A 3,400-nucleotide genomic window follows, 5' to 3' on the forward strand; every position below is an offset into this window, starting at 1 on the left:
TTATCCAAAAACCATACAGTGAACGCAAACAACAAACAACTCTCTTGAAAAGTAAGCCTTCGGCCTATTAGTACCAGTCAACTCCACGAGTCTTCAGTCCCCGCTTCCATACCCGGCCTATCAACCTCATCATCTATAAGGAGCCTCACACACCAAAAGTGCCAGGAAATCTCATCTCGAAACAGGCTTCCCGCTTAGATGCTTTCAGCGGTTATCCCTCCCGAACGTAGCCAATCAGCCATGCACCTGGCGGTACAACTGACATACCAGAGGTTCGTCCGTCCCGGTCCTCTCGTACTAAGGACAGCCTTTCTCAAATTTCCAACGCGCGCAGCGGATAGGGACCGAACTGTCTCACGACGTTCTGAACCCAGCTCGCGTACCGCTTTAATGGGCGAACAGCCCAACCCTTGGGACCGACTCCAGCCCCAGGATGCGACGAGCCGACATCGAGGTGCCAAACCATGCCGTCGATATGGACTCTTGGGCAAGATCAGCCTGTTATCCCCGAGGTACCTTTTATCCGTTGAGCGACGGCCGTTCCACAACGTACCGCCGGATCACTAGTCCCGACTTTCGTCCCTGCTCGACCTGCCAGTCTCACAGTCAAGCTCCCTTGTGCACTTACACTCAACACCTGATTGCCAACCAGGCTGAGGGAACCTTTGGGCGCCTCCGTTACACTTTAGGAGGCAACCGCCCCAGTTAAACTACCCATCAGGCACTGTCCCTGAACCAGATCATGGCCCGAAGTTAGACATCCAGATTGACCAGAGTGGTATTTCAACAACGACTCCACACAAACTAGCGTCCATGCTTCACAGTCTCCCACCTATCCTACACAAGCCAAACCAAACACCAATACCAAACTATAGTAAAGGTCACGGGGTCTTTCCGTCCTGCTGCGCGAAACGAGCATCTTTACTCGTACTGCAATTTCGCCGAGTTCATGGTTGAGACAGTAGGGAAGTCGTTACTCCATTCGTGCAGGTCGGAACTTACCCGACAAGGAATTTCGCTACCTTAGGATGGTTATAGTTACCACCGCCGTTTACTGGGGCTTAAATTCTCAGCTTCGCCCAAAAAAGGCTAACCAATCCTCTTAACCTTCCAGCACCGGGCAGGAGTCAGTCCGTATACATCGTCTTACGACTTCGCACGGACCTGTGTTTTTGATAAACAGTCGCTTCCCCCTGGTCTCTGCGACCCATACACGCTCCAGGCAGCAAGTGCCCATCACGCTCAAGGTCCCCCTTCTCCCGAAGTTACGGGGGCATTTTGCCGAGTTCCTTAACCATGATTCTCTCGATCGCCTTAGTATTCTCTACCTGATCACCTGTGTCGGTTTAGGGTACGGGCGGCTAAAACCTCACGCCGATGCTTTTCTCGGCAGCATAGGATCACCAAATCCCCCAAAAACGGGGTCCCATCACGTCTCAGGCACACAGCCGGCGCATTTAACAACCGACAACCCTACACGCTTAGACCACGACAACCATCGCGTGGCTTGGCTACCTTCCTGCGTCACACCTGTTAACACGTTTACCTCCAAAGATCGGGTCCCACAACCCACACAACACACAAACAAAAGCCTGCACATCATGCTTCGCATGGTTAGCATCACAATATCAGTATGGGCGGTTTTTCACCGGTACGGGAATATCAACCCGTTATCCATCGACTACGCCTGTCGGCCTCGCCTTAGGCCCCGACTAACCCAGGGCAGATTAACTTGACCCTGGAACCCTTGATCATCCGGCGGATGAGTTTCTCACTCATCTTTCGCTACTCATGCCTGCATTCTCACTCGCATAGCCTCCACCACTGGTTTACACCGCAGCTTCACCGGCCACACGACGCTCCCCTACCCAACAATCCAAAAAGATCATTGCCACAACTTCGGCGGTGTACTTGAGCCCCGCTACATTATCGGCGCAGAATCACTTGACCAGTGAGCTGTTACGCACTCTTTCAAGGATGGCTGCTTCTAAGCCAACCTCCTGGTTGTCTAAGCAACTCCACATCCTTTCCCACTTAGCACACGCTTAGGGGCCTTAGTTGGTGGTCTGGGCTGTTTCCCTCTCGACAATGAAGCTTATCCCCCACTGTCTCACTGCTACGCTCTCACTTACCGGCATTCGGAGTTTAGCTGACGTCAGTAACCCGTGAAGGCCCATCGGCCATCCAGTAGCTCTACCTCCGGCAAGAAACACGTAACGCTGCACCTAAATGCATTTCGGGGAGAACCAGCTATCACAGAGTTTGATTGGCCTTTCACCCCTATCCACAGCTCATCCCCTCCATTTTCAACTGAAGTGGGTTCGGTCCTCCACGACGTCTTACCGTCGCTTCAACCTGGCCATGGATAGATCACTCCGCTTCGGGTCTAGGTCATGCCACTCAAACGCCCTATTCAGACTCGCTTTCGCTACGGATACCCCACACGGGTTAACCTCGCGACATAACACTAACTCGCAGGCTCATTCTTCAAAAGGCACGCTGTCACCCCAAAAGGCTCCAACGGCTTGTAAGCACACGGTTTCAGGTACTATTTCACTCCCCTCCCGGGGTACTTTTCACCATTCCCTCACGGTACTGATTCACTATCGGTCATTAAGAAGTATTTAGACTTACCAGGTGGTCCTGGCAGATTCACACGAGATTCCACGAGCCCCGTGCTACTCGGGTGGCCACACCACGGACAGAACAATTTCGATTACGGGACTCTCACCCTCTACGGCCGACCATTCCAAGTCGTTCACCTACCATCCTGAACATCATGCCGGCAGCCAGTTAGAACTGCCACTGTGACTCCCACAACCCCCATGATGCAACGCCTAACCGCTATCACACACCACAGGTTTAGTCTCTTCCGCTTTCGCTCGCCACTACTCACAGAATCATTACTTTATTTTCTCTTCCTGCGGGTACTGAGATGTTTCACTTCCCCGCGTTCCCCCCAACCAGCCTATACATTCAGCTGGCGGTAACTCACCATGAAGATGAGCCAGGTTTCCCCATTCGGAAATCCTCGGATCAACGCCCAGTTATCGGCTCCCCGAGGCTTATCGCAGATTCACACGTCCTTCATCGGCTCTTAATGCCAAGGCATCCACCGTGTGCCCTTAATAACTTACACACAATCAAGAAAAATAAGAATCTAAAATCAACAATCAAACCAACACCAAAGCATTGATTCAACGCAAATTCCAGAAGATGCTCGCGTCCACTATATAGTTCTCAAACAACAACCCACAACACAACAACAACACAAACAAAAACACTTGCATCATCACCATGCCAGGCAAACAAAGGAACAACACACACGTGTTACCCCAAAACCCAACAATGCGCCTCATCCAACCCAAAACCAACATTCCACCCATGAGCAAAACCACCC

General features: G+C 51.8%; 1 rRNA gene. It reads right to left on the reverse strand.

Annotation, left to right across the window (positions count from 1 at the left end):
- Positions 1–47: 47 nt before the first annotated feature.
- Positions 48–3,139 (reverse strand): 23S ribosomal RNA (locus tag HMPREF2765_RS00345).
- Between the last annotated feature and the right edge of the window lie 261 nt (positions 3,140–3,400).

This window comes from Rothia sp. HMSC062H08 (genome assembly GCF_001810775.1).
Taxonomy (GTDB): Bacteria; Actinomycetota; Actinomycetes; order Actinomycetales; family Micrococcaceae; genus Rothia.